At 45.0% G+C, this 21,059-nt stretch carries 18 protein-coding genes; 7 read left to right on the top strand and 11 right to left on the bottom strand.

The annotated features are described in order from the left end of the window. Positions 1–28 precede the first annotated feature (28 nt). From EGI32_RS18045 to lptB, 8 genes are all read right to left on the bottom strand, one after another. Positions 29–244, bottom strand: a complete 216-nt coding sequence (locus EGI32_RS18045) for a hypothetical protein (protein ID WP_255156783.1) — start codon at positions 242–244, stop codon at positions 29–31. 183 nt (positions 245–427) lie between these two features. After that, positions 428–1,180, bottom strand: coding sequence for a 3-oxoacyl-[acyl-carrier-protein] reductase (gene fabG, locus EGI32_RS18040; RefSeq protein WP_255156781.1), 753 nt, complete (start codon positions 1,178–1,180; stop codon positions 428–430). A gap of 104 nt (positions 1,181–1,284) precedes the next feature. Next, complete coding sequence (locus EGI32_RS18035; RefSeq protein WP_255156779.1) at positions 1,285–2,625, bottom strand: hypothetical protein; 1,341 nt, start codon at positions 2,623–2,625, stop codon at positions 1,285–1,287. 1 nt (position 2,626) lies between these two features. Further along, the gene (locus EGI32_RS18030; RefSeq protein ID WP_255156777.1) at positions 2,627–4,696 is read right to left on the bottom strand and encodes a DUF4836 family protein; all 2,070 of its coding nucleotides are present in this window, start codon (positions 4,694–4,696) and stop codon (positions 2,627–2,629) included. 5 nt (positions 4,697–4,701) lie between these two features. Next, positions 4,702–5,367, bottom strand: a complete 666-nt coding sequence (locus tag EGI32_RS18025; RefSeq protein WP_255156775.1) for a hypothetical protein — start codon at positions 5,365–5,367, stop codon at positions 4,702–4,704. Positions 5,368–5,464: 97 nt separating this feature from the next. Then, the gene (locus EGI32_RS18020; RefSeq protein ID WP_255156773.1) at positions 5,465–6,364 is read right to left on the bottom strand and encodes an Abi family protein; all 900 of its coding nucleotides are present in this window, start codon (positions 6,362–6,364) and stop codon (positions 5,465–5,467) included. Positions 6,365–6,508: 144 nt separating this feature from the next. Beyond that, complete coding sequence (locus EGI32_RS18015; RefSeq protein WP_255156771.1) at positions 6,509–8,023, bottom strand: GH3 auxin-responsive promoter family protein; 1,515 nt, start codon at positions 8,021–8,023, stop codon at positions 6,509–6,511. Between the two features lie 152 nt (positions 8,024–8,175). Continuing rightward, positions 8,176–8,940, bottom strand: coding sequence for an LPS export ABC transporter ATP-binding protein (gene lptB / locus EGI32_RS18010; RefSeq protein WP_255156769.1), 765 nt, complete (start codon positions 8,938–8,940; stop codon positions 8,176–8,178). 201 nt (positions 8,941–9,141) lie between these two features. Between lptB and metF the strand changes: the two genes are divergently transcribed. After that, entirely contained in the window at positions 9,142–10,092 is a 951-nt protein-coding gene (gene metF, locus EGI32_RS18005) for a methylenetetrahydrofolate reductase [NAD(P)H] (protein ID WP_255156767.1), read from the top strand. 101 nt (positions 10,093–10,193) lie between these two features. Here the strand turns inward: metF and EGI32_RS18000 are convergent, their stop codons facing one another. The 3 genes from EGI32_RS18000 to EGI32_RS17990 all read right to left on the bottom strand — a co-directional run bounded on the left by EGI32_RS18000 (position 10,194) and on the right by EGI32_RS17990 (position 14,583). Beyond that, complete coding sequence (locus EGI32_RS18000) at positions 10,194–10,895, bottom strand: porin family protein (protein ID WP_255156765.1); 702 nt, start codon at positions 10,893–10,895, stop codon at positions 10,194–10,196. Between the two features lie 196 nt (positions 10,896–11,091). After that, complete coding sequence (locus tag EGI32_RS17995) at positions 11,092–13,023, bottom strand: peptidylprolyl isomerase (protein WP_255156763.1); 1,932 nt, start codon at positions 13,021–13,023, stop codon at positions 11,092–11,094. A gap of 132 nt (positions 13,024–13,155) precedes the next feature. Then, positions 13,156–14,583 carry a redoxin domain-containing protein gene (locus tag EGI32_RS17990; RefSeq protein WP_255156761.1) on the bottom strand — a complete coding sequence of 476 codons (1,428 nt, stop codon included), beginning with the start codon at positions 14,581–14,583 and terminating at the stop codon, positions 13,156–13,158. A 200-nt stretch (positions 14,584–14,783) separates the two neighbouring features. On the opposite strand from EGI32_RS17990, the gene rlmD reads away from it, so the two are divergent. The 6 genes from rlmD (at position 14,784) to EGI32_RS17960 (ending at position 20,811) form a co-directional block, all read left to right on the top strand. Then, positions 14,784–16,190 (top strand): 23S rRNA (uracil(1939)-C(5))-methyltransferase RlmD, encoded by a 1,407-nt coding sequence (gene rlmD, locus EGI32_RS17985; protein ID WP_255156759.1) that lies wholly within the window; start codon positions 14,784–14,786, stop codon positions 16,188–16,190. 24 nt (positions 16,191–16,214) lie between these two features. Continuing rightward, positions 16,215–16,877, top strand: coding sequence for a rhomboid family intramembrane serine protease (locus EGI32_RS17980; RefSeq protein ID WP_255156757.1), 663 nt, complete (start codon positions 16,215–16,217; stop codon positions 16,875–16,877). A gap of 51 nt (positions 16,878–16,928) precedes the next feature. After that, positions 16,929–17,888, top strand: a complete 960-nt coding sequence (locus EGI32_RS17975; protein WP_255156755.1) for a rhomboid family intramembrane serine protease — start codon at positions 16,929–16,931, stop codon at positions 17,886–17,888. 41 nt (positions 17,889–17,929) lie between these two features. Beyond that, the gene (locus EGI32_RS17970; protein ID WP_255156753.1) at positions 17,930–18,400 is read left to right on the top strand and encodes a hypothetical protein; all 471 of its coding nucleotides are present in this window, start codon (positions 17,930–17,932) and stop codon (positions 18,398–18,400) included. Positions 18,401–18,661: 261 nt separating this feature from the next. Continuing rightward, complete coding sequence (locus EGI32_RS17965; protein WP_369681686.1) at positions 18,662–19,516, top strand: diacylglycerol kinase family protein; 855 nt, start codon at positions 18,662–18,664, stop codon at positions 19,514–19,516. A 158-nt stretch (positions 19,517–19,674) separates the two neighbouring features. Then, complete coding sequence (locus tag EGI32_RS17960) at positions 19,675–20,811, top strand: endonuclease/exonuclease/phosphatase family protein (protein WP_255156751.1); 1,137 nt, start codon at positions 19,675–19,677, stop codon at positions 20,809–20,811. The last annotated feature ends 248 nt before the right edge of the window (positions 20,812–21,059 follow it).

Raw genomic sequence — 21,059 nt, 5'->3', positions numbered from 1 at the left:
CAGGCCCTGAGACAAGGAGTACCGTTAACTAAGCATTTGGAGGGGGAGCGATGATGTCGGTGACTGGCGGGGTATGCAACGCCGTTTTCCTGCTGGAAAAATTTTCAGCCTTTACATAGATGGCATCGGGAGAAAGATTGAAAAAGATGAGGTCTTTTCCGGGTTCGGTCGATTTGGATTTTTCGATGCCCTTTTTACTTACTTCTTCCTCTACAAACTGGCCATCAAACAAACACTTACCCATTTGTTTAATAGGCAAAAACTGTATGCTGATAATAAGCAGGAATAATATAGTAAAGAATTTTCTCATCAGAGTCAGACAAAAATAAGGAATAAGGAATAAAAAATAAGGAATAAGGAAGTTTGAACACTAAATTTAACGTTCGTTCACCTTCTTATTCCTTATTTTTTATTCCTTATTTTTCGTTTAAATATTCAACCCGCCGCAGGCACTGATCGTCTGCCCGGTGATATAACTGCTCAGGTCGCTGGCGAGGAACAAAGTCACATTGGCGATATCTTCCGCACTGGCAAATCTTCCCAGTGGAATGCCGGCTTTATATTTTTCGGCTCCTTCGCCTTCTTTGAGGTAACTCGTCATGTCTGTTTCTACAAAGCCCGGCGCAATTGCGTTGCTGCGGATATTGCGGCTGCCGAGTTCTTTTGCCACGCTTTTGGTAAACCCGATGATACCCGCTTTGCTGGCGGCATAACTGCTCTGCCCCGCATTGCCCATTTCACCGATCACGCTGCTCATGTTGATGATACTTCCGCTTTTCGCTTTCATCATCGGCCTGATCACCTGCTTCGTCATATTAAAAACACTTTTCAGGTTCACGTTCATTACTTCGTCCCATTGCTCAGGCGTCATGCGCAGGAGCAGGTTATCTTTAGAAATACCCGCATTGTTCACACAGATATCGATCTTGCCAAATTCTTTCAATACATCATTCACAAACTGTTCACTTGCCGCAAAATCTGCCGCATTGGTCTTGTAGCCTTTTACCACCACACCATTCACATTCAGTTTTTGCTCAATAGCCGCCGCTTTTTCAGCACTGCTGTCGCTCACATAGCTGAAAGCCACTTTAGCTCCATGCTCCGCAAATTTATATACGATGGCTTCACCGATACCACGGGCTGCGCCGGTTACGATGGCTACTTTTCCTTCTAATAACATATCCTTGATTTTTGAGTTGAAATGATTCGGACAAAAATAATTAATTTTTCCGTGCTATGGGTTGAAACCCATGGCGAAGGTAAATTGACCCCTTTCTGGGTTCGTCATAATTTTATGACCGGCAGATCGTTTTTCTTTTTCTGTATAGTACCTGATACAATTACTTCTTTTCCTTTTTTATTTGCCTGCAACATTATCAGCGAAACATTCCCCATCAGACCTCTAAAACCTTCCGGCATTAATTTCCAAAATTCATCCGTGATCTCCAGCCTCACCCGTTGAAAAAACAGGCAACTGATCTCCTGGATGTCCGCTGAAGGGGAATAATTAAATGAACTTATATTTATCTGGGTGTCATTGGGTAGTTGCACGTAAGAAGCTACTAATGGCATCGGTCTGAAAAGCTCCCCCTTATCTGTTTTTTCTACCAGATCGTTTCGTTTAAAATATCGGTAAATGTTTTTCACGCTATCGCCGGATATCATCAAGCTGTATGAAGGCTCAGTTACTTTATTCAGTACTTTTTTTTCAACCCTGTTGAAATCTTCATCCATTTCATACGTGATGGCCGTATCAGATCGGGTAACTATCCCATTGAAATCGAAATAATATGAATTTTTGCCGGGAAGAAAAACAGAGTCTATATCGATATTAACCGCACGTTTAATTTTTTGTTTGGTGCTGTCGCTCAATAAAGAATAGGCCGCATGGGGCGGTTGAACAAAGCCGATGTTGCAAAACGAATATTTGCGATAGCTGAATTTCATTTCCTCCGGAACATATTCCGCCCGCGGCGTGAATTTTCCTTCAACAGATATTTTTTCTTTGTCAAAATTTGCGGTGAGCAGGCCGTCGCTTTCCATGATGGTTCCCGGGTTTACCTGGAGCGCCAGGTGGCTTTTTGCACGGATGGCTTTACGGATCATTTGATCTGCCACATATTCTTTTTGTACAAATAATTCATGCGCAACTTCGTTGAACCCTGCCCGGTATTTTTCGGAAGACCTGCCCAGCAATATCCTGCCGCCGTTTTTAAGCACCCGAAAACCGGCGTTGACATATTCATTGTGGCCGCTTTTTACAAAATGATATTGCTGCAGCCCGTTTTGAAAATCTTCCTCATCACCTATATCCAGTGTCAGAAACCAGGCTCCCACAGGCTGCCCTTTTACGTGAAATGCCATCACATAATCCGGGATATCGATCATGTCTTTCAGCCGCACTTCCTTCTTTCGTTTTGAAAAAATACGCCCAATTTTCCATTGGCCGGGTGTGGTGATGGTGTTCCAGATGAGCGTGTTGGTAATGCGTTTTACATCAAGCATCAATATGGCATCGGCGTTTTTAGGCACCATTTCGCGGCTATAGGTTTTATAAAAAAGACCTATATAGCCCCAAATGGCCAATGCCAACAATACCAGCAAAAGCCATTTTCTTTTTTTCATCTTAATCCACCCGGTTTAATTTTTCCTGCTTGTCTTTTTCAATGATGTCGTTAATAGAATCTATCATATTAAAGAAGAACTCCAGGCTGTTATTGTGTTTGCCTTTGATGGCCATGGTAGTGGTGCTTTGTATCATTCCGTCTTTTACAGAACTTTCCATACGCACATCGCCGATATTATCGATGAGGTAATCAGTTACTTTTTTATTTACTGTTGTGGTGAACTCGCCACTGAGTTTTTCGAGCATCCGCGAAGAATTCAGTTTCATCGAATAGTTATTATTGAGGATCGATTTTTTTGTTTCGTTATCCAGCTCAAACCCTTTGTTCGTCAAAGCCAGGTCCACCACGGTTTTTGATGTGGTCACCAATGCTTTTCCGTCTTTTACCATAAAATAAAGATTGCCTATGATATCGGAACTATCCATCTCCAATTCGTAATAGCCGCCCCTGTCGAAATATTTATAATGTTCTTTCTCTGCATATTTCAATGGCAGTTTCGCCAGCTTCTGCATGAATGCGTCTTTTTTTGTTTCCATCACAAAGCTGAAGTCGGGCGAAATTTCTTTACGGGTACCTTTGGTTTCAGTCTTGTTGTATTCGCTGTCGTAGCTGTAGTCTGTATACGTTACTGTTTTCGTTTTCAGGTCATGCATTACAAAAAGAAAATTGCCCGGCGATAATTCCGCCAATGCTTTTTCATCGATCGCTATTTCCAGGAAATCGATATAGATATCAACGATATCGCTGTATTCCCGCATGTATCGGTTATCTGAAAGATATTGCCGGATCAGGCGGTAATAATAATTCGCCATGGCTTCTGTATTCACGCTCATGGAGAGGTAACCGATATTGCCGGGATTTACGAATCCTGCCAGGGAAGGATTTTGTTTGCTGTTCATGATCGATTGTCCCAGTTCCGACAACCCTTTATCGGCTGAAAATGTTTTTTGTTCCGCCCGTATCTTGTCGTTTTCAAAATATACATTGGTGCCAGCATTGAAGCCGGCCAGGCTGTCTTTTGTAAACCTTGTCGGGTAACGATATGAGCCATTCCATGCCCTTGAAAAAAAGCGGGAATACTGCGATACCAGGTCGTTGGAATTCATCCAGATGCTTACGTGTGCCGCAGGATCGATGAGTTTTTTATAGCTCACATCATTTGCAATGGAAGCTATATTTCCTGAAAATATCTGCGTAGCTGTTGTTACGGCAAGGTCATGCTGCACTTGCTTCCTTTTTATTTCCTGCTGCTGATAAAATACTTCACGCTTCACGTTATCTACACTATCATCATAGTTATATTTAATACCATCGATGGTGGTTTCTACCGTTACTTCTTCTATTTTATCCTCCAATGTAGGTTTTGGCAGACGGGGAGGCTTTGGTTTGGCTTTTGGTTTGGCTTTGGCTGTAGGTTTGGTCTTCGCTTTTCCCGGTGCCGCTTTCACAACCGGTTTTTGCTTTGCCGGCTGTTTGTATTTCGGGGCCGGAGGTGGAGGTGGCGGCGGTACAACTTCTACATCTCCAACAAACACGGAATCTGATCCCACATATACCGAATCCGACCCATTATTATATTCCCGGTCGTAATAATTTCCCCGGTCATCATAACTCACCGTAGCAATCATCGCGATCTTGTCATTTAACGCCACATAGGTTTCATCAGAAAGAGAGATCAGGCGAAACCCGTTCTGCACTTCCGGTTTGTTTTTTTTGGATACCGAAGGATTGAGGAAACGGGCGAATTTGCTGCTGTCGCTGAGGTGAATGAGCGTTACAAAACTTTTTGTGCTATCGCCCAGGTCTACATATTGGTAACTGTCAGATAAAAGATCTATCCCGGTATTGTCCATTGAAGTTAGTGTGTCCATCTTCAGCATTTTGAAGAATTCGTTGCGGATGAATCCATAACTATCCAGTTTTGTAAGCGGAACACTTTTCCCGAAGTTGTCCTTTGAATATTTAATTACAACGGTTGCATTTGACGGTACTTTGGTCAACAGGTCCTGTGCAAAGCTCACGGTTACAAGGCTACAGGAAAGAGAAAGGGCGAAGAAAAATTTTTTCATGACTGTTATTTGGTAATGGTGATCTTGTTTTCGATCGATTTTTTGTTGGTGATGATGTCGAGCACATTCAGCTTCAGCATCACCGCTTTTTTGCTCGGTGAAATGTTGGCGTCTTTATTGGAAACCAGCGATACCGGTTTTTCAAATTTATAGATGGCGGTGTAATTTGCGCCGGAAAATATCTCCTTATCGGCATTGCTCATCTTATTATAGTCTTCTTTGAACTGAAATTTGTTCAGCCGGGAAAATACGTTGGTAGCGGCATCCAGGTCAAAACTCTTTTCCGTTTTCTGTTTGCCCTTCTCCTTATCGTTGATATTTTTCACCACAGTATTCAATTGTGCCACTTTGCTGAAATCGCAGGTAAGGGTAGCGATATAATTGGTAAAATCAAGATTCGTTTTCACATTGCTGATGCCTGCCGTACCGGCAATCGTTTTTTCTATCGCCGCAACTTTTTCGGTGATCTCCGCTTTGGTAGGCACATCGTGGCCATTCACCGTTTTCATTTTCATGATGGAATTCACGCGGGTCTTGCTTTTGCTGAGATTGATCACCAGCTGGAAATTGCCGGAGCCATCGTTTTTGATGAATACCTGTTCGATAATTTCAAAACAGCTTTGAAATAAGATAAGGCAGGAGAACAATAAGATGTAGGCGCTTTTTTTCATGCTACGGTTGTTGTAGCAAAACTAGGGGATTATGTGATTGAAACATACCCGCTGTGTATATACATTTGCTGTATTATTAAAAATTTCTGAAGGGTGTTTATCTGCACCGCCAATTTGCGGTTTTTTCCCAATCTTCCGGAAAACCCATCAACAAACAATTAATCGAATACTCGCGGATTAAATTCTCAATTTTAGATGTAAAAGTATTTTTAGGATTAAAAGAAATTAATAATCTATCAATCATGGAAATAATTCCATAAAGTGTTGTATTTGAATCTTCGAAATTTTCGCCTTTGAATTTATATTTTTCTCGGGTAGGAAATTGTGGTCTGTCTGCTGTAACCTTTTTATTCCATAAGCGTGAATGATGTGCGCAAATATTGCGAACATTCGCTAAATAAATATACCATGATGTAATTGTAGAGGAAGGTAAGTTAAACTCAGTGGCAATCTCTGATTTGCCATTCTTATTTTTTAACGCTTTATATAACCTGGCTAGTTTTCCCAAAGATAAAATTTCAAGAGCCATGCTGGAAGGTGGCATATCTTCATCTACATATTTACTTTTAAATCTTTTAAGAAAAAGTTCTTTTGGGTCATCAAAAGTATCTTTAATCTCTCTATTGATAGTATCGAATATCTCGGCGTCTTCGAATAGTTCTCTGTCATTATACCAAAAGAATCCATTGGTAATACTGTATTTATCCGTCAACTTAGCCCTTAAACAAATTTCAATTCTCTCAAGATATTCCGAAATTATTCCCCGCAGTTTTTTATCAAATTGATAGAGTGCAATTATATCGTCGAATTTAGTTCCATCAATAAAAGTGTGTTTGCCATCGTTACTTTGTAAATGAAACATGTAGCCTGTCAACCTAAAATAACCAACATTAGTAAGATATTTTATTGCCCGGTCCGGATCATTGATAATCAATCCTCGATTCTTGAGAATTTCGCAACATTGTTCGGGAGTTTCTGGTGTTTTAGTGTATTTCATTGGGCAAAAGGCAAAAAAAAGCCCCGCAAATTGCGCTTACATTCAGAGGCGTGCGAGGGATTGATATTGCAAATGTATACTATTTATTCAAGAAATCAAAGGTGTTCATTGCAATAAAAGTTAAAGATCATTTCAGTCAAAAAACTATGCCATCTCCCTCATCGCCAATATCTCCTCGATGATCTTCCTGTCATTGCTGAGCCTAGGTACTTTATGCTGGCCACCGATCTTTCCTTTGCTTTGCAGCCATCCGGCAAAAATACCCTTGGGTAATATATGCACTTCGGGAATGGTGAGTGCGATGCTGTTGTAGCGTTTGGCTTCGTAGTCGCTGTTTACGCTTTTTAAAGCGCTGTCGAGCTCACGGGTAAATGCCGCAAGGTCTGCGGGCGGTTGATCAAATTCTATCAGCCACTCGTGGCAACCATTGCGCCCCTCGCTGAAATAAACCGGCGCTGCCGTATAATCATTCACCACGCTGCCGGTACGGGCACATGCTATGGCAATGGCGTGATCGCTGTTGTCTACGATCACTTCTTCGCCAAAGGCGTTGATATAATGCTTGAGCCGGCCGCTCACTTTTATCTGGTAGGGGTGGAGCGATGTAAACTGCACCGTATCGCCGACAAGATAGCGCCACAGGCCGCCGGTGGTGCTGATCACAAGCGCATATTGTTTGTTCAGCTGCACTTCCTTCAGGCCGATCGTTTGCGGTTTTTCCTTTCCGTATTCTTCCACCGGCATGAATTCGTAAAAAATACCATGCTCGGTATACAAGGTCATCCCTTCATCTTCGGGATGTTCCTGCGCCGCAAAAAAACCTTCGCTGGCATTGTATACTTCCAGGTAATTGATGGGTTTGCCGATGATCTTTTCAAACTGCTCACGGTAAGGCACAAACGAAACTCCGCCGTTGATGTACAGTTCAAGATTGGGCCACACTTCGGCGATGGTCTGTTTGTTTTTTATTTCCAGTATTCTCTTTAACAAGATCAATGTCCAGGTGGGAACGCCGGCAAGGGAGGTCACATTTTCATTGGAAGTGGTTTGCGCCAGCTTCTCAATTTTGTTCTCCCATTCGTCGAGCAGGGCGATGCTGAGCTCGGGAGTGCGCAGCCATTGTCCCCAGAAGGGTGAATTTTGCATAAGCACGGCGCTCAGGTCTCCATACTGTATATCGTCGCTTACTTTGCTTATCTGGTGCGAACCGCCTACCACCAGGCCTTTTCCGGTAAGCAGGTCGCTGCCGGGAAAGTTATTGTAATAATTGGTCAGCACATCTTTATTGGCCTTGTAGTGGTTGTTTTGCAGGCTTTCATTGCTGATGGGAATGTATTTGCTCTTGTCGCTGGTAGTGCCAGAAGATTTGGCGAACCAGTTGACCGGTTCGTTCCACAGCACATTTTCCTCGCCTTCCATCATCCTGTGGATATAGGGTTTCAGGCTTTCGTAATCCTGTATGGGAACTTTCGCCTTAAATTCTTTTACGGTAAATAGGCGTGTGAAGTTGTATTTCTTGCCGAATTCGGTGTATTGTGCGGCGGTAATGAGGTGCTGTAGCACATGACGTTGTGCGGCGATTGGATTATTCTTCCAGTTGGCAATACGCCAGAAACGCATGCGGGCAAGTTTTGATATTGCGGGTGAAAGCAACTTCATGCGGGGAAATTAAGAATTAAAAATTAAAAATTAAAAATTAAGAGAACATCATAGTCGAAATGCCTACAATTCTCAGCCTGAGCTTTCGAAGGCTATCGTTCACCGGGATCAATTTGCCTTCGCATAAATGATTAATTTTTAATTCTTAATTTTTAATTGTCACGAGCTTGCTCGTGCAGGTAGTCTTTTCGTTTCAATTCAAAATTCCTTCCCAGGTAAAGCCTGCGCACCTGTTCGTCTCCGGCCAGTTCTTCGGCTGTGCCGTGCTTGAAAATACTTCCATCGATCAGCAGGTAGGCCCGGTCGCAGATGGAAAGCGTTTCGTTCACATTGTGATCGGTGATCAATATGCCGATATTTTTATATTTCAGTTTTGCGATGATCTCCTGGATATCTTCCACGGCTATGGGATCCACACCGGCAAAGGGTTCATCGAGCAGGATGAATTTAGGATCCACCGCCAATGCCCGTGCGATCTCCGTACGGCGGCGTTCTCCACCACTGAGTGTATCGCCATTGTTTTTGCGTACATGCTGCAGGCGGAATTCTTCAAGCAGCGATTCCAGCTTTTCTTTTTGCTGTGGTTTTTTCAGCTTCGTCATTTCCAGCACTGCCGTAATATTATCTTCCACACTCAACTTGCGAAAAACGCTGGCTTCCTGCGGCAGGTAACCGATGCCCATCTGTGCTCTTTTGTACATCGGCAGATCGGTGATATTGATATCATTGAGAAAAACATCGCCCTTGTCTGGTTTTACCAATCCTACCACCTGGTAGAAAGAGGTGGTTTTACCGGCACCATTGGGGCCGAGCAGGCCCACAATTTCTCCCTGTTTCACATTAAAAGAAACATTGTTTACCACCGTACGGCTGCCGTATACTTTAACCAGGTTGTTTGTTTGGATGACGAGACTCACTTATTATTATTTGAAACAAAATTAGGGGATTGTTCCACGCAAAGGCACAAAGACCCGCCAAGGCCAGGTTAATTTGTTCTTACAATTTCATGGATGAGCCAACATAACAACTTCAGGAGGCAGCCTGGTACACAGCTTCAGCGTACAATTCCTTTGCGCCTTTGCGTGAAATATCTAATTTTGCACTCTATTTTATCATACATGAAAGTAATCGACCATATCAATCAGGCCACAGAGCCGCTTATTTCTTTTGAAATACTTCCGCCGTTGAAAGGCAAAGGCATACAATCGCTTTACCAGCACCTCGATCCGTTGATGGAGCATAAGCCTGCTTTCATCAATGTTACCTATCACCGCAGTGAGCATGTATTCAAGAAAAAAGCGGATGGTACTTTCGAAAAAGTAGTGATCCGCAAAAGGCCGGGTACGGAATCCATCTGTGCAGCCATCATGAATAAATATAATGTGGATACAGTTCCCCACCTGATCTGTGGCGGGTTCAACATCAACGAAACGGAAGACGCATTGATCAACCTGAACTATCTCGGTATCGATAATGTGCTGGTGCTTCGCGGTGATGCCGCAAAAAACGAAGCGGGTTTTGAACCGGAACCGGGCGGGCATAAATATGCCATCGATCTTTTAAACCAGGTCAATAACCTCAATGCCGGCATTTACCTGGAAGAGGGGTTGAAAAACAGTTCCAAGACAAAATTCTGTATCGGTGTTGCCGGTTACCCGGAAAAACATTTTGAAGCCCCGAACATGGACAGCGATCTTCAATACCTGAAGAAAAAAGTGGACGCGGGTGCCGATTATATCGTTACGCAGATGTTTTTTGATAATTCGAAATATTTTTCTTTTGTAAATTCCTGCAGGGAAATCGGTATCACGGTTCCGATCATTCCGGGGCTGAAGCCGGTGTACAATATCAAGCAGCTGACGATGCTGCCAAAAATTTTCAGCATCGACCTGCCTACGGCGCTTTCCAGCGAAATGATGAAATGTAAAACCGATGCGGAAGTGGAGAATGTAGGAGCCGAATGGTTATTGCACCAATCGAAAGAATTGAAAAAAGCAGGTGTGCCTGTATTGCATTATTATACGCTTGGCAAACCGAATATCGTAGCGGATGTGGTGAGTAAGTTGTAACCACAAAACCCCGGAGGGTTTTTAAACCTCCGGGGTTTTTAAACAAAAAAGGCTTTCCAATTGGAAAGCCTTTTTGATAACCGCTCATTGCTCAATGTGCATTATCTTCCTAATGGAATACCTACAGAGATACTCAGTGTACGATATTTGTTCTTGTCATCATCACTGTTATTTGTTTCCAGCGAACTGATCTTTGCAAGACCGAGTCCGTAATTGGCTTTCAACATTACTGTTCCCAGGTCGATCCCTGCGCCGAAATTCAGCCCATAATCAAATCTTTTCAGCCTGTCGTAGCGGGCATTTTCCTGTCCGCTGGTAGTTGGATCATCATCGTTGAATTTGATACTTTCACTGGAAGAGGTAGTTACCCCCAGGAATTTACTTTCAACTTTTGATTTACCTGCCACACCTACTGCTACATATGGGCCAGCATTTACAAAAATGTTTGTTTTGCCATCCGCAGCAAGGGGAAATTTCACCACAGCATTCAACGGTAATTCAATGTAATAAGGGTTGAATTTCGCCTTGATGTAGTTGTCATCTTCGTTACTGCCGAAATAAGTGTCGGATTTTGCTCCGCGGCCGGTAAACAATAACCCGGTTTCCAGGTCAAAAACTTTTGAAAGCCCGAAACGCACCATGGCTCCCGCATTGAAAGTGGCGAGGGTGTTCCTGTCGTTGGTTTCACCCGCATCGTTTTTAGAGATGTTGGCCAGGTTCAATCCCCCCTGTGCATAAAATGTCTGGGCATTTACCGCCCCACCTGCAGCTAATGCTACCAGGATCACAAATAATTTTTTCATACTTTTTTTCTTTTAGGTTTTTTCTTGTCAGTCAAATAGTTGACAGATGCCAGTTGTGGGTTTTCAGCACGCCCGGTTTAACCTTCTCCCAGATCGCCGGCAACTCACAACTGACATCTGACTTCTTTCTTCCTCCCCCTTAAAACAAAAAGCCTGCCAACGGGGTTGACAGGCGTTTTTAAAGAACAGATATCTTTTATTTCAATAGGTCTTTTAATACCGCTTCATTCACTTTTACAGGGTATTTTGCCCTGAGCACCTGCAGCCAGTTTTTTTCGAGTACCCCCTGGTAATCGTTGATCACGAGGCCACGTGCCTCTTCAAAACTGCGCTGCATATTGGCCGGGTAAATGTGCAGGTATTTAACAAATGCCGCTGTGCCATCGCCGCCCGGTGCAATGAGCGAGTATGCGCCATCTTCTACTTTGGAAGTATATTCCGCCGCGATGATCTGCGTGAGCTCATACCTGCCGCTGTCGGTTTGTATGGTGGCGTTACTTTCTTCTGCGATCTTTTTCCAGTCTTTTCCGGCTTTCATTGCTGCGAGGGCTTCTTGCGCTGCTTTTTCGGTGCTGCAGTTGAATACGATGATATCGGCACTGGGCGCCCATTTGTAGTTTTCTTTATGCTCCGCATAATATTTTTGCAACCCCGGAGCATCTGTTACCGCTTTGTTCCACACATTTCTCTCCATCACTTCAAAAAGCATATTTCCTTCGCGGAATTCCTGCATCTGAAATTTAAAATCTTCATTGTATTTTTCGAGATGACTTTTGTAATAATCCACTGCGGAAAAAGAAATGAATTTGTTCCACAACTGCTGATTGGTTTCCCCGGCATTCTGTTCGGATGAGCGATAAGACCGCACAAATTTCAACCAGTCGCTGCCGGTGAGTGCGCTGCCATCGGCAAAAGTCACTACTTTTTTACGGCTGATCGGTTGCTGATCCGCACGTTCGATTGAAAAATCTTTAAGCATCGTATCCGCGTATCTCCACAGATCAGCGTCTGATACAAGTTTTGTTTTTTTAATGCCTGTCCGGTTGATGATCTCCGTGGTAAATTTTTCCCTTTCCACATTGATACGGGCATCGGCCATTATTTTCTGCTTCAGTTCAAACTGGTTGGTTTCATCCGCTTTATCAGTAACAACGGGCTTTTGCGCCAGCCTTTTTACAATATGGTACCCGTATGCGGTGGCAAAAGGTTTGCTTATCTCGCCGTCTTTTTTCAACCTGAATATCTCCGATTCAAAATCGTAGCTGTATTTGCCCGAACCGAATTCCGGCAGTTCACCTTCGGTGAGGTAAGTAAGTTTATCATCGCTGTAAGTTTTTGCCGCTGCCGCAAAATTGATCTTTTCGTTGCTCAGCAGAGCGTATACAGAATCGGCTTTGCGTTTTACCTGCGCTTTTACTTCTGCGCCTGCATCTGGCGGAAATACGAATAATATCTGCGCCACTTTCCATTTTCCGGCGCCTGGTTTTTGCTCCAGTACTTTAAAAAGATGCCAGCCGGACCTCGACCTGTAAGGCGCGCTTACTTCGCCTGGTTTTGTGTTGTAAATGATGTTTTCGTATTCGTACGGTACCGAAAATGCTGTGATGAAACCGAGGTCGTTTTGTTTTACCACACCATATTTTTCCGACGCAGTTTTTGACAGCTCTGCATAATTTGTTTTACCAGCTTTCAGTTCGGCCTGCAGTTCTGTGATCGCTTTAAGGGCAATCTCCGGATGGGCCGTATCCACCGGCACCGAAAAATGGATGGCGTGTATATCTTTCTGGCTGCGGTCGAATGCTTCGTCCTGCAGGCGCTTGAAACCCTTATCGTCGCTGAGGTAATTTTCCGTCACCTGGTTCCTGAAGTTCTGTACGTCGTACTGGATCTGCTGAAGCGTATCAATGCGCAGATCCTGCGCCGCTTTCACCTTCAGCTTGAAATTGGTATACAACTCCAGGTATTCCCTTACCGATTTTTCTTTGTCGGTCACAACAGGCTTGTTCTTATTATATGCCCGCCAGAATTCGTCTTTACTTACGGTACTGTTGCCATAAGTGATCAATGTTTGCGCACTTGCGCTGCCAATGCAGGCGGAAGCGACGAACATGATGTACAGTTTTTTCATTGAAAACACATTTTAATAGATATCTTAATTGACAATGGATAATGGATAATGGATAATGTTTTTTACCCGAAAATACTTTACATAATTGAACGCTGTTCAGGCTGGAAACGTTATCCATTATCCATTGACAAATTATCCATTCTTATTTTTAGTCTTAACCAATAAAAGTTCATTGATCTGCTGCCAGCTCAGTTTCTTCCCGATGATCCTTTTGTCTTTATCCAGCAAAAATATCGTGGGGGTCATCGTCACGTCGAATAACTGCCTGAAGCCCGGCCTGGAAGCGGCAAAATCCGCATCGGCCATCGCCTTCGTCTGGTAAACGTTTACCCAGCCGCCCAGATTGTGGTCGTGGATATATTTCAGCCACTCCGGCTTCTGGTCTTCGGTGAGCACCGCGTAAATTTTGAGGTTGAGTTTTTTCCAGCTGGCGTTGTAGATAGAATCGATCCTCGGCAGCTCCTCCTTACAATGTCCGCAGGTGGGATCCCAGAAAAGCACGATCGTGTAATCGGCATCTACTTCGTACAACGGTGTTACTTTGCCTGCCGTATCCAGCATTTCGAGATTGGCCGCTTTTTCGCCAATGAGGTTGGCCATTTGCATATATGCCCTGCGACTGATGACCTCCATCTGTTTTTCGTTGAGCCATGGCGTAAGGCCTTTGCTGTGGTATTTATCGAATAAATGAACAAATACCGCATCCTGCCCCATGTACTTTGGGTTGATGTATTCATCCGTCAGCCAGTTGAGCAGGTATTTATACATTTCGGGGGCAGTACGTGCCAGCAACAATTTATAATCGATGTCCTTAATGATGGAATCCGGGGGCGATTGGGCGATCACTTCGCGATAATACCGCTCCAGCTTGGGAAGGAAGAAGGGCGTACGCACAATGCGGCCATCCATAAAGCTGATGCCATCCCAGTAATGCGTTTTGTAATAATGATAATTATCCAGGGAATCCTGCCTGGTTACCGGCACTTTTTCCGGGTAAGGCGGCTCCTTCATGGCATTCAGCAGTACTGCCATCAATGAATTTGGGTGTGTTTTGATGAGATTGGTGCGGTAATTATTCAGTTCTGTATTGTACTTATTATAAGCGGCTTCGTGTTTTGCGCTGTCGGCGGCCGTGGTCGATTGCAGGTAAGCCGTACGTTCGGTGGTGAGCTGTACACCTTTTACCGCGGTAAATTTCTGGTATTGCTCAAAGAGAATGTTTTCCGGTGAGCCGGTCACAATGGTTTTAGTGAGGTCGGTGGTATCGGCCTGTATGCTGATCACCTGTTCCTTATCGATCAGAAAATCGGCGGAGAACCTGTTTCCGGGAAAAACCACCGCATAGATCCCGCCCGGCAGCTTCTTACTGTTTTTAAATATTGCGATCCCCTTTGCATTTACCATGGCAGAATCCTCAATATTGAGATTTTTGCCCATGTAATAAGTCAGGTAGGCTTTGCCCGAAGTGTAATTGCTTTTGAAAGTGATCTGGTAGGCGTCTGCCCGGAAAGCCATCAGCACGAGGGCTACAGCGATGAAAACGGATAATTTTCTTCTCATATCATTAAAAGAAAACAAATGTAAGACAAAGCCCCCTAAATCCCCCAAGGGGGACCTTGACCTTAGCGTAATATTATAATATGGTATTCTTCGATTTGATAAAAGTCCCCCTTGGGGGATTTAGGGGGCCGGTGATCCGTGATCCATGGTCGGCGGTCGCTCCTCTGTCGTCTGTCGTCCCTTTTCTGTAATTTTGCCGCGTGAGTAAAAAAAATAAAAAATTCATCCTGCCTGCTATCGAGGTGACGGATTATGCAGCCGAAGGAAAAGCGCTGGCCCGGCATGAGGGAAAAGTGATCTTTATTGAAGGTGCCGTTCCCGGCGATGTGGCCGATATCTTCATTACCAAGAACAAAAAAGACTGGGCCGAGGGCCGTGTAAATAAGATGGTAAGCCTTTCTGCCGAAAGAGTGGATCCATTCTGCCAGCATTTTGGCGTATGCGGCGGATGTAAATGGCAGATGTTGCCTTACCCCAAACAATTGCAATACAAACAGCAGGAAGCCGAGCAAAACCTCCGGCGCATCGGGCGGCTTACGGAAGTGCCGATACTGCCGATCGTTGGTGCAGGCGCCACCCGTGAGTACCGCAACAAGCTGGAGTTTACCGCCAGCAACAAACGTTTTCTATCCAAAGACGAGATCAATACGGACGGCATCGTTCCCCAACAAAATGCCCTGGGCTTCCACGTACCCCGCATTTTTGATAAAACGATCGACATTTTCGAATGCCACCTGATGGATGAGGTGAACAACCGCATCCGCAATACCATCCGGGATTTCGCCAGGGCGAATGATATCGCTTTTTACGATATCCGCGAGCATACGGGCTGGCTCCGCAATATCATTGTGCGCTACTGCAGCACCGGCGAGTTGATGGTGAACATCTGCATCAATCACGAAGATGAAGCCAACAGGGTGGCCATGCTGGATCACCTGCTGAAAGAGGTGCCCGGCATCACCACTTTATTATATACCATCAACCCGAAGTGGAACGACAGCATCTACGACCTCACCCCCATAACTTACTACGGCAAGGGGTACGTGACGGAAATGCTCGAGGAATTCAGGTTCATCATCAGTCCGAAATCATTCTTTCAGACCAATACCAAACAGGCAGAACAACTTTACCGCATCACCCGCGATTTTGCAGGGCTTACAGGCAATGAAGTATTGTACGATCTGTATTGCGGTACGGGCAGCATCGGGATCTTCTGCAGCAAGGGCGCCAAAAAAGTGATCGGGGTAGAACTGATCGAAGATGCCATTGAAGATGCGAAAAAGAATGCGGCGCTGAATAATATCGGGCATACGCACTTTTTCGCAGGTGATGTGATTAAGATATGCGATGACGCTTTTTTTGCCGAACATGGCCGTCCGGATATCGTGATCACCGATCCGCCACGGGCGGGCATGCACGAAAAGCTGGTGAACAAACTGCTGGAGATCGCTGCGCCGAAGATCGTGTATGTGAGCTGCAACACGGCCACACAGGCCCGAGACATCGCTTTACTGAGCGAAAAATACCAGGTGGAAAAAGTGCAGCCGGTAGATATGTTCCCGCATACCCATCATATCGAAAGTGTAGCTTTATTAACACTTAAGTGAACCAATTACAATTAAATTTGCAGGATGGCATATTATAGTTCAGGAAACGGGATCCAACGTACAGCGCCGGTTGTTTTCAATCTCATCATCATCAATGTGATCGTTTTTATTGCGCAGCAGGTTTTTGATACCAGGACCGGTTTTTCTTTATCCGACAAACTGGCGATACACGGTTATCAATCGGAGTTTTTCGAACCCTATCAGCTAGTCACCAATATGTTTGCACATGGCGGCATAGGACATATCTTTTTTAATATGTTCAACCTGTACGTGTTCGGTGCCTGGCTGGAAAGGGTCTGGGGGCCAAAACGTTTCCTTTTCTTTTACCTCGCCTGCGGGCTTGTTGCAGGCGCTGTGGAAATGCTGGTGCTGAAAGATTTTCTTTACATAGACCCTTCTACTGGTGCCAGCGAAATAATTCCCGGTGGGGCATATGGTGCATCCGGCGCCATCATGGGGCTGTTTGCGGCTTTCGCTTATTTATTCCCCAACACTCCTCTGTACATGATGTTCATTCCGGTACCGGTAAAAGCAAAATATGTGGTGATGGTGATGGTGGCGCTCGATCTTTTCGGGCAATTCGGCCCTTACAAAACCGGTATTGCGCATTTTGCCCACCTTGCCGGATTGGTCACAGGCTTCATCATTGTGATCTTCTGGCGAAAGAACCGGAAAACTTTTTATTAATACTAACCTGCATTTCTGACAACTGTTATTAATTTTAGTGAAATTTAATTTATGGGCATCGCGGACAGGCATATGGAATATGAGGACAAGTACCGGAGAAAACGGTTTACGCTGGGTCAGTCGGGCAATGCACTGGTTGCCCTCATAGGCCTCAATATCATCGTCTTTGTTTTTGTATTGACGGGAAACCTTTTTTACATCTATACCCACCAGGGGCAGGCTGTAGATAATTTCAATATCATCCGCTGGTTTTCGGTGCCGGGCACGCTGCACGAACTGGCTACAAAACCCTGGACGGTTTTTACCTATATGTTTGCCCACGGTGGTGGCGCCCATGTCGGGCTCATGCTGCTGAATATGCTGAGCAGCATGCTCTGGATCTGGATGTTCGGGTTTATCCTGCAGGATATTTCGGGCAACCGTTTCATTTTTCCCATCTACATCTACGGCGGATTAGCCGGTGCATTATTTTTTATACTGACCGCCACAGGCCTTCAAAGCATACCTGCTTCACAATTTTTTCTCTCCGGGGCCAGCGCCAGTACCGCGGCATTGGCGGTTGCTGTCGCCTTTTTGGATCCGGATTACAGGGTGTTGCGCCAGGTGGGCAATGGCATTCCTGTCTGGATACTGACGGTCATTTATTTACTCCTCAACCTTGCCGATATCATAACGCTATCGCCTGCCACTTTCGCGATAATCGGTGGCGCATCTGCCGGCGGCATCTTTGTTTATTTCTTAAAAAAAGGAAGGGATGGCAGCACCTGGATGAACAATCTTTACGATTGGTTCAACCATCTTTTTGATCCAGCTAAAAATGCACGCTCCGGCCCGGTAAAAGACAAAATGTTTTACAATACCGGCAACCGCGAACCTTTTACCAAAACATCCATCATCACGCAAAAACGCGTAGATGAGCTGCTGGACAAGATCAACCAGAAAGGTTATGACTCACTTACCGAAGAAGAAAAACGCATTTTGAAAAAAGCCGCCGAAACAGATGATATCTGATCTTTAAACATTCATTTTACACACACACTTAAATATACATGATGAAAAAAATATTACCCTGCGCCATCGTCCTGTTTTCGTTGATAGCCTGCAACAGCAATCAGCCCGACCAGGACCCGTCTATCCGCGTAGCACCTTCCACCACAAAAACAGACAGTGTTGGGCAGCAGACCTCTACCGCCAATCCGGCGATAGCGCCGGTGCAGCCTGCAACGGCACCAACGCAGGTACAAACTGTACAGACAGCGCCAACCACCGCGGGACTGAACCCGGCACACGGGCAACCCAATCACCGCTGCGACATCGCCGTAGGTGCGCCATTGAGTACGCCTATCCAAACGGGAGCGCAGCCTCAACAAACGATTCAGCAGGTACCAGCCGGAGTGAAACCATCGGTAAGCACGGGGGCTACGCCAACCGCCATTCCTAACGGAAGCACGGCAAAGCTCAACCCTCCGCATGGTGAGCCGGGGCACGATTGTAAGATCCCGGTAGGGCAACCGCTGAATTAAGAAGGATTGAAGCAAAAGAATAACGCTGATTTTTTAAAAGATGAAAAGATTTCGCTGATTATTTTGCTTCGCAAAATGGAAATGCAGTTTGTAAAAATTGAGGCCGGTTTAAAAGGTCCAATACTTACAAACTGCATTTTATTTTCTGCCTTGCAGAAAAAATCTGCGAAATCCTTTCATCTTTTAAAAAATCAGCGTTTATTTCATTCGCATTGTTCTTTCTCCCTGCTTTGTTTATATTTATCTCCCAAATCAACCTGACTGCAGCATACAAAGAAAATAGCACTGTTCATCAATCCTGTTTCAGGAGCGGGGCTTGCCGTAAAAACAGGTAACTGGCTCAATACACAGCTCTCCAGCCGTGGTATCGACCATCACCTGTTTGCTACCGGCTGGCCCGAAAATCTCGATGCCTGCCTCGAAGCCTGGATTGTAGGCGGGGACGGCACAGCCAATTATTTCATCAATAAATACAGGAATCAGTTGGATATTCCATTGGTGCTCTTCAAAGGCGGAACAGGCAATGATATCGCCTGGAGGCTTTATGGCAACATCGGCCGCGACGAGCTGCTGCACAAAGCGCTTACGGCAAGGCCGCAAAAAGTGGATGCGGCAGAATGCAACGGGCAGTTGTTTGTAAACAGTTCCGGCATCGGTTTCGATGGCGAAGTAGTACGATCCGGCAAAACAATCCGCCGCATCGGGGGGCATCTCGGTTATCTCCTGGTGGTGCTGCGCAAAATACTTTCGTTCCGGGAGCCGATATTTGGTATCGCTACCGAGACAGCCGGTTACTCCGAAAAATTTCTGCTGGTAGCAGTCAATAATTCCAGCCGTACCGGCGGCGGATTCCTCGTTACACCTAATGCCTCCATTACCGATGGCAGGCTGGATATGCTGTTGTGCAAGCCTTTGGGCTTCTGGAAAAGATTGCGTTACCTGCCCGTGATCGAAAAAGGAAAACACCTGCAGCTCCCGTTTATCATTCACAGCCTCGAAAAAGAAGTGACGGTAACAGCCTCCCGGGAACTCTATGCACACCTCGACGGAGAGCTCATCTATGCAAAAAGATTTCATTTTAAGGTACTGCCGGGGGCATTGACGATAAAGTGGTGAATTGTGAATAGTCAATAGTCAAACCTTCGAACATTGTTATGTTTCTAAAGTTTATACTCCTACAAGTTTATTCCCGTAATTTTAGCGTGAAAGTAAAAATTTCATAACGGGTCAGAACCCTCGAAGGTTTGACTATTGACTATTCACTATTCACTACCATGCCAGCTAGTTTCTTCCGGCGTTTCGCCAAGCGGACTTTCATCTTTCTCAACGTGCTTGCCGCAGTCATGTTTCTGGCGGGTTGTTATGCTTCCTGGTTCAATCCTGTGCAGTTCTGGTTTGTGGGGTTTTTTACGCTGGCATCTTTTTACCTTTTACTGGTGCTGGTTGGTTTCATCGTGTTCTGGCTGTTTGCCAAACCAAAGATCGCCTTGCTCAGTATCATCACTATCGTGCTTGCCTGGAGCCCTTTGCGGGAGCTGTTCAGGATAAAATCTTCCGGTTTCGCCATAGAGAAAAAAAGTACCGCTCTGCGGGTAATGAGCTGGAATGTGGCCCATTTCGATATCAGCGAGCACGACAAACGCCCTGAGGTAAAAGACCAGATGCTGAACCTCATCAGGCGCTACGAACCCGATGTGGCCTGCTTCCAGGAAATGGTTGGCAGCGACAGCTTTCCGAATGCGATCAATTATGTGCCCGACATCGCGAAGTCAATCAACATGCCTTATTACTTTTACTCCTACAACTGGAAACTCAATTACAACGGCCAGCATCATTTTGGGATCATCATTTTTTCGCGGCACCCGTTTGCCAGCAAGCATACGATGAGTTATGCACCCAACAATTATAATTCTATTTTTCAATATACCGATGTGGTGGTGAATACCGATACATTCCGGCTGTTTAACCTCCACCTGCAATCCCTGAAATTTTCGCCGCAAAACCTCGAATACCTCAGCGAACCCAGCCTGGAAGAAGGCAAGAACCTGAAAGAGTCGATGAGCCTGGTGAAAAAATTCAAAACGGGGTTCATCCACCGGCAGGAACAAAGCGATCATATCCGCCGGGCCATCAGCGAAAGCCCTTACCCAACGATCGTTTGCGGCGATTTCAACGATGTGCCCAACAGTTATGCCTACAGTACCATCGGCAAAGGAATGAAGAATGCTTTTACCGAAAAAGGGTCGGGGATCGGGCGTACATTTTCTGGCATCTCTCCTACTTTGCGGATAGATAATATTTTTGCCGGTAAAAATTTTGATGTGCAGCAGTATACCTGCGTGGCAAAGAAGATGAGCGACCACTACCCGATCATCGCAGACCTGGTTTATAAAAAACAGCCTGATCGATGATGACAGGGGATCACAGATTTCAAAGGGATAAAGGGGATTATACAGATTATTTCCTGCTTCGCAGAAAACAGAAATGCAGTTTATAAGACTTTGAAGTCTCCGGAAAGTTCGACTACTTACAAACTGCATTTTCATTTTGCGCAGCAAAATAATCTGTGCAATCCCCTTTATCCGCCAAAAATCCGTGATCCCTTATCTATCTCCCGTATATTTCAATAAAAAAAGCTATTTTGCAACTCATGGCCAAT

It is taken from the genome of Ferruginibacter sp. HRS2-29, assembly GCF_024343615.1.
Classification (GTDB): domain Bacteria; phylum Bacteroidota; class Bacteroidia; order Chitinophagales; family Chitinophagaceae; genus Ferruginibacter.
This window is presented reverse-complemented; position numbering and strand designations above follow the sequence as displayed.

Coding starts and splice junctions, on each gene's coding strand:
- fabG (WP_255156781.1), bottom strand. CDS start 1,180: ATGTTATTAGAAGGAAAAGTAGCCATCGTAACCGGCGCAGCCCGTGGT.
- EGI32_RS18015 (WP_255156771.1), bottom strand. CDS start 8,023: ATGAAGTTGCTTTCACCCGCAATATCAAAACTTGCCCGCATGCGTTTC.
- EGI32_RS17975 (WP_255156755.1), top strand. CDS start 16,929: ATGGGCATCGCGGACAGGCATATGGAATATGAGGACAAGTACCGGAGA.
- EGI32_RS18045 (WP_255156783.1), bottom strand. CDS start 244: ATGGGTAAGTGTTTGTTTGATGGCCAGTTTGTAGAGGAAGAAGTAAGT.
- EGI32_RS17970 (WP_255156753.1), top strand. CDS start 17,930: ATGAAAAAAATATTACCCTGCGCCATCGTCCTGTTTTCGTTGATAGCC.
- metF (WP_255156767.1), top strand. CDS start 9,142: ATGAAAGTAATCGACCATATCAATCAGGCCACAGAGCCGCTTATTTCT.
- EGI32_RS17980 (WP_255156757.1), top strand. CDS start 16,215: ATGGCATATTATAGTTCAGGAAACGGGATCCAACGTACAGCGCCGGTT.
- EGI32_RS18020 (WP_255156773.1), bottom strand. CDS start 6,364: ATGAAATACACTAAAACACCAGAAACTCCCGAACAATGTTGCGAAATT.
- EGI32_RS17990 (WP_255156761.1), bottom strand. CDS start 14,583: ATGAGAAGAAAATTATCCGTTTTCATCGCTGTAGCCCTCGTGCTGATG.
- EGI32_RS18035 (WP_255156779.1), bottom strand. CDS start 2,625: ATGAAAAAAAGAAAATGGCTTTTGCTGGTATTGTTGGCATTGGCCATT.
- EGI32_RS18030 (WP_255156777.1), bottom strand. CDS start 4,696: ATGAAAAAATTTTTCTTCGCCCTTTCTCTTTCCTGTAGCCTTGTAACC.
- EGI32_RS18025 (WP_255156775.1), bottom strand. CDS start 5,367: ATGAAAAAAAGCGCCTACATCTTATTGTTCTCCTGCCTTATCTTATTT.
- EGI32_RS18000 (WP_255156765.1), bottom strand. CDS start 10,895: ATGAAAAAATTATTTGTGATCCTGGTAGCATTAGCTGCAGGTGGGGCG.
- EGI32_RS17995 (WP_255156763.1), bottom strand. CDS start 13,023: ATGAAAAAACTGTACATCATGTTCGTCGCTTCCGCCTGCATTGGCAGC.
- EGI32_RS17960 (WP_255156751.1), top strand. CDS start 19,675: ATGCCAGCTAGTTTCTTCCGGCGTTTCGCCAAGCGGACTTTCATCTTT.